7 protein-coding genes are annotated in these 6,047 nt (G+C 55.7%); 6 read left to right on the plus strand and 1 reads right to left on the minus strand.

The window, feature by feature from the left end:
• Positions 1-251 precede the first annotated feature (251 nt).
• A complete protein-coding gene (locus FFS37_RS35435) occupies positions 252-899 on the plus strand; it encodes a hypothetical protein (RefSeq protein WP_137935526.1) in 648 nt (215 codons plus the stop codon).
• A gap of 67 nt (positions 900-966) precedes the next feature.
• Here the strand turns inward: FFS37_RS35435 and greA are convergent, their stop codons facing one another.
• Positions 967-1,449, minus strand: a complete 483-nt coding sequence (gene greA, locus FFS37_RS35440) for a transcription elongation factor GreA (RefSeq protein WP_137935527.1) — start codon at positions 1,447-1,449, stop codon at positions 967-969.
• A 406-nt stretch (positions 1,450-1,855) separates the two neighbouring features.
• Between greA and FFS37_RS35445 the strand changes: the two genes are divergently transcribed.
• From FFS37_RS35445 to FFS37_RS36400, 5 genes are all read left to right on the plus strand, one after another.
• The gene (locus tag FFS37_RS35445) at positions 1,856-2,428 is read left to right on the plus strand and encodes a hypothetical protein (protein ID WP_137935528.1); all 573 of its coding nucleotides are present in this window, start codon (positions 1,856-1,858) and stop codon (positions 2,426-2,428) included.
• Positions 2,428-2,775, plus strand: coding sequence for a hypothetical protein (locus FFS37_RS35450; protein WP_137935529.1), 348 nt, complete (start codon positions 2,428-2,430; stop codon positions 2,773-2,775). The genes FFS37_RS35445 and FFS37_RS35450 overlap by 1 nt, the downstream gene beginning before the upstream one ends.
• Positions 2,776-3,146: 371 nt before the next feature.
• Positions 3,147-3,911, plus strand: a complete 765-nt coding sequence (locus FFS37_RS35455) for a DUF4417 domain-containing protein (protein WP_171026566.1) — start codon at positions 3,147-3,149, stop codon at positions 3,909-3,911.
• Positions 3,908-4,759 (plus strand): hypothetical protein, encoded by an 852-nt coding sequence (locus tag FFS37_RS35460; RefSeq protein ID WP_137935531.1) that lies wholly within the window; start codon positions 3,908-3,910, stop codon positions 4,757-4,759. The genes FFS37_RS35455 and FFS37_RS35460 overlap by 4 nt, the downstream gene beginning before the upstream one ends.
• 3 nt (positions 4,760-4,762) lie before the next feature.
• On the plus strand, positions 4,763-5,662 hold the full coding sequence (locus FFS37_RS36400) for a restriction endonuclease (RefSeq protein WP_137935532.1): 900 nt from the start codon (positions 4,763-4,765) through the stop codon (positions 5,660-5,662).
• The last annotated feature ends 385 nt before the right edge of the window (positions 5,663-6,047 follow it).

Consider the following 6,047-nt stretch of genomic DNA (forward strand, 5'->3'; position numbering starts at 1 on the left):
GTGAGAGAGCGGGTTTCGGTCGGGATTGCAATGGACCGAAGTTAGCGTTCGGGATTCGCGCTCCGCTGGCCCCCAGATCGATAAAAAGCGTTTCCGCGTGCGCCACGGTGGTTGGCACCATGGCAAAGCCGCTGCAAGATCTGCATAGAATTGACTTTGCGGCCTTCAGTCGAAGGATCGCTATTCTGACGCGACATGCGGTATGCAATGCTGCTGGCCTCGTTGCCATCAAGTAAATTGGGAGCTTGCGCGTGAACACAGTGCGGATTTTCCTGATCGTCGCAGCTTTGCTGGCATCGCGATTTGCCCATGCGGAGGATGGACTCCCTTTTCCTGAATTGGACACAGAAGGCTACTGCACCGCCCTCGTCTCGAACATGCTCGTCAAGGCAGAGCAGCAGGTCGAGAAGGACAAGTGCCTCGCTTATGAAACGGCAATGAGGGCGAGGCTCGAGCCTTACTGGTATCTCGTCACGACAGATGAAAACGAAAGGCTGATGCGAGATTATATGAAAGAGGTCAGGTTCCAGACCTATGGAACTGTCGGGTTCTTCGTTGCGTCGGCGTTGGGACGGGCTTGCATCGATGGCCGTGTATTCTGCAGCCCCGGCGAGCCGACAGCGGAACCCATTTTCTCGGCCTTGAAAAGTGATCCGTATTGTTATTCGAAATTCTCGAACGGTAAAGCCGACGAAATTTCTAATTGCCTGCGAGAGGAAAATAAGCGCAAGGCCAGTTTGGCTGGATACTGGGCCACCGTGAGGCCGGAGGAAAGAAGCTACTGCCTCCAATTCTTCCGATATGGAAAATTTCCCCCGTTCCAGGTGCTATCCAACTGCGTTGCTGACAACATCGGCAAACAATGCCTGATGCAGGCACGCCATTGCCGGCCGGGCTAATTGATCCGCGACAGGCGCTAACGCGCTACGCCGCTCAGGCGCTTGAGTGGCTAGGCCGCCTTCCAGACTAGGAAATGGACAGGATTTCGAGCTCGCGCGGCCCCAGCTGGACAACATCGCCAACGGCCTTGCCGATCAGCGCGATCGCGACCGGCGACCCATGCGAGATGGACGCTCGAGACGGATCGGCCTCGTCCTCGCCGACGATGCGGAACGTCTGTGTACGGCCATCGTCCCGCGCGAAGGTAACGGTGTGCCCGAAGGCGATCACATCATGAGACGCCGGCGCCGGCATCAGCTGGGCGGTGCGGACGCGCTCGGCATAATAGGTGACATCCCGAACCGGAACCGCCGACTGCCGCCGCCTCTCATTGACATCCTCCAGCACGCTTGCCGCCTCCAGCGCCTGCCGGGCGCGCGCCAATTCATCATGCAGCATCTGGAGACCCGCCTCGGTGACGAGGTTGATCCGATCGGAGACAGGCCGGGCCGGCAGCGCGGTCTCCGACGCCGCCTCCGCACTTTCCTCCTTGGCAAAGGCTACGCTCAATGGGGAGTAACTCCGTGTGGATGGTGTTGGTTATGGGATAGCGCATGGGTGATGATAAAGCTCAACAATTCGACGGCTGGCTTTGGGGGAAATGTCCACAGGGGTCGATGGCAGGTCTGTTCCCTTGACTGCAATGCCAGAACCGGACGGCCCTCACCGGCCATACCAACACATTCGAGACCTTGATGCCAGGCAGCGAGACCCTTGCCCTCCCCTCAGCCAGCCGCAGCAGCATCATAGCGAGAACCCGCTCTAGCCTTCCCGTTCGGCCTCGAGCCAATCCTTCCCCCTGACGGGACAATCGTCGCCAGCGCCCAGGGGTAGCGAGCCGATAGTCCAGAGAATCCTTGACATTGTGGGCCAGCAACCTATATCTCACGTCAGACACGTGAGGAAGGTGACGACTATGAAAATGGACATGGCGATCATTGGGAGCAGCCCGGTGCTATCTGGCTCCATCAATGGCAAGGCTGCTTTTGCGACCTTTGTGAAGGCCATTGACCGCGAGCCGGCTGCGCCGACACCGCTATTCCTCGACTTTACAAATATCGATGTGGCTACCGCCAGCTATCTGCGAGAATCGGTATTCGCTCTGAAAGCGTACATGCGAACCCTTTCATCTAAGTATTATCCCGTTGTTGCGAACATAAATGACGATATTTTGGATGAATTGTTGATTGTCGCGAATACCAAAGGTGACGCGATTATGAGCTGCCGCCTGGACCGCGACGAACGCGTCTCGGGAGCGGAGCTGATTGGCAGCCTTGATCCGAAGCAACAGATGACATTCGACTTGGTGAACGAATATAATGGAGTTGATGCCAACCATCTCATGGAAAAATTTGGAGAAGCTGAGCAAACTAAGAGCACGACAGCGTGGAACAATCGGCTTGCCAGTCTTGCTGCTCGTGGTGTGATTCGGGAATTCGCTCAGGGTCGTTCGAAATACTATCGGCCGTTATTTGAGGAGGCGATCTGATGGGAGTGGAGTTTTTAAACAGAGCAAAGAAGACGATACGTAAGCACGTCGATACGAAGCGTGCAGAGCTTGCTACGCCGGGCTTGTTCACGGTCAATCCCACAAACCAGCCCCGCCGCGCGATTGCTTCGATCAGCGCCGGTGTAAATGTTGCCAACGGCGAAGTGCTTATTGTTGAGACAAAGGGCGGACGGGTGAGTTTGCGCCGAGGCAATAGCGTCGTCGGCTCGTTCGATAATCCCGCTGGCGACGTAATTTCCGCAATTGAGAAATCGGGGGGCGCGGCGAACGGTGTCGTGGGTCGGGTACATAAGCTCTCGAAGAAAGCAGAAGTATCTCTGTGCTGAACCTCCATCGTCCAGATAAGCGAAGCCCTGAAGTGATTGTCCGATCGCTAACAGATGATCCCTACAGCAATACCATGGCCTTGGGTTGCCCTGGATGCCCTCATTTCTCCGAATGCGGCGGCCTTTCGGTCCGTGCTTCGCTTGTCGACTGTCTGGAATTGTGCTGCGAAGACTCGGTTCACTGTACGCGCGTCTGCCGTCATAACCCGCAGCTCTTTGTACAGCAGATGAGAGAGGTCGGTGGCCTTAATTTGGAAGGCATTCCACGGACATCCGTTTGTTCGTCCCAATTGAGCTCGGATGTTGTGCCTCTCATCTACCATGGAAGCAGTCGATCAATAGCTCTCGCTGGCAGATCGTTCGCTCTACGCTTGGCAGACATCATCGACTTCAAGCACGGGAAGCTTCATTTTGAGACGCGCGAAGCTTTGTGTCAGGCATACAGCATAGACCCAGCGGCTGACCTTGTTCTAACTGGCGTCAATCACGATCACCGGGTTGAGCCATGGTGGACCCTTGGCGAGCAGCGCATTGCAATCATCAAGACGATGAAGGAACTTGGGATCGCACTCGTAACAACGCCAAACTTCAGTCTTCTCCTTGATAACCCGCGAACAGATGACCTTCACGCCATGAAGCGCATCGCCATCACGTTCGAGGAATTCCAGCGTGAAGGGTTGTCCTGTGCACTCCATCCCAACGGCCGGACCTATCGGGACTTTGAGCGTTGGTCGAAGTTCATCGCCGAGCGCTCCGAGATCGAGACGCTCGCCTACGAATTTATCACCGGCTCAGGCCAAAAACTCAGAAGGCAGTTTCACCTAGATAGGCTCGCTGATCTGGCCAAGGTTTCCGGCAGGGAACTAGACATTGTGGTGCGCGGCGATCCTCAGGTCATTCCTTTCCTACGGCAATTCTATCGTCGCGTCATCTATATCGAAACCAACGCCTTCATGAAAACTTTGAAGCGTCAGCGCGCCGAACGGTTGGACAACAATGCGCTTCGCTGGCCTGCGGCGCCGACCATCGTCGGCGAGACAGTCGACAAACTTTTGATCCACAATGTTGAAGAGCAAATCGCTTTTTTGCGGGCCACCTACTACGGCAGCGATGCGCCTTTTGCAAAAGCTGCGTGAGGTGGAAAATCGAAACGCTGACCTTCGATCTGGTAGATGACATTTGCCTCGGTTTGCAGAGCGGCATGGTCACAGAGGCAGGCCTGCCGCCGACTCATGCCGATGGCCTCGGACCGCTCTTAGAGTTGCGGCATACGCAACCGAACGTCTTGAACGGAGATGGCGGACGCCTTTGGCTCGCGACCGACAGCTATCGCGAACTCTTGCGCAACATGCACGTAACGGATGCTTGGTTCGAGCACGCTTCGGGACATCAGGGATACATTTCGGTTGATAGACTTCGACGAGATGAGCTCGCGTGGACCAACTTTGTGCTGCGCGCCAAACGAGCAGCGATCGCGGTGGGGTTTTCAGACGACTATGGCGCAAAACTCACGGCGGCCATTGGCGAGTTTTATGCGAACGTCATCGACCACAGCGGGCATGTTGAAACCGGCTACGTTGTTTATAGCGCCTCACCCGGTCGCTTTGAGTTTGTTGTGGCGGATGCTGGAGTGGGAGTGCTTAACAGCCTTCGTAGCAATCCGGCGTATGCTCATCTGGTTGATGCAGGCACCGCGCTCGAATTGGCCTTGGACGAAGGAGTATCCCGCTACTACACCGAACAGGGGCATGGTTTTGGGTTTCGGCCATTGTTTGTCGGACTGGCCAACATTAGCCGATACATGCGGTTTCGGTCGGACGATCACAGTCGGTCACTGACAAGGAACGCCGACGGATCGATAGATGCCCAAACCAGCCAACTCGCCACCACGAACGGATTTTTTTGCTGCGTGGTTTGCGACGTCGAGATCCAGACACCTACTAATCATCCGGACCAGGCGCCGAAAAATGCTGAGAGGGGGTAGCCGATGTCACTCAGCATAAAAGAGGCGACCGCTATCAGCGCAATTGCTGACCTCCTTTATGATTTCTTGCCCGGCAGCGGAAACTCTCGCACGGCCTTTCCACTGGCCGCGAACGAGGCCGGCGTTGGAGACTTCTGGCAGCAAGGAAGCAAGCTACCATCCCTTGTCCAGCTTCTCAGTATTACACTGGAGCATCGGCGGAACCGGTTTTGCCCTCTCATCAATGCGATCGTACGCCAGTCGATGACATGGCGGAGAGGACGAGGCGATCCGTTAAAGCGAGAGGAGATCGAGCAACTCAATAGTCTGCTGCGCGGTGTTTCGTTCAGCATACCCGAACTCACCGAGGCATCTTTTCTCGACATGTTGCCGCGGCGCGACCCGCCGCCAGTCGAAAAAACCTCCGGCAAGCCAAAAACGACACTGTTGACTACGCTCTCTCAGCAACTGATCGAGGTAAGCAAACTTGCACCGCAGCCACGTGGCTACGCTTTCGAGAAGTTTCTGCATGAACTGTTTGCTGTCTATGACCTTGCCCCGCGCGGCTCCTTTCGAAATACCGGAGAACAGATCGACGGCAGTTTCGCACTCGAAGGCGAGACCTATCTTCTCGAAGCCAAATGGCAGAATGAATATTCCGGTGTAGCCGATCTAGATCGGTTTTCCGGCAAGGTTGGCAGGAAGGCAAAATGGGCACGAGGCTTGTTCATCAGCAATACCGGTTTCACTCCCGATGGGCTCACAGCTTTCGGCACAGCGCCGACTTCGATCATCTGTATGGATGGGTTCGATCTTCATGAAACCCTATCCCGCCAGTTGTCCTTCGCTGACGTGATCTCCAGAAAGGTACGCCGCGCCGTTGAAACTGGCGGCCCATTCGTACGCGTCCGCGACCTGTACTGATCATTCGTCACGGCACGATGGGCTGAATATCCGGCTTTCGAGTGTTCCAGCCTAGAATAGGCCTGTCGAATCCGGACACTGCTCAGCTAGTGGACGGCAGTTCCGGCTCCTATACCCCGAGACGAGAGCAAGTGGATCCAACCTTGTAGGACTATAAGGCGCCTCTGTTACCAAGAAAGGCGTCGATCCTTCCCGCGAGGCACGGTGAGGAACTGCGCCAATCGAAAGATGGAGCCTATGTAAGTCCTCCTGGCGGTCATGGCGAACAGAATACTTAGTGTCCGTTCCAAAAAGAGTTGAGTGATTTCAGCAGGTTGTGATTCCGTCGGATTTGCGAGATTCGATGGAGATCACGATGGCCTGGACTGAAATCACCCGTGCGCAT

This window comes from Mesorhizobium comanense, assembly GCF_005503535.1.
Lineage (GTDB): Bacteria > Pseudomonadota > Alphaproteobacteria > Rhizobiales > Rhizobiaceae > Mesorhizobium > Mesorhizobium comanense.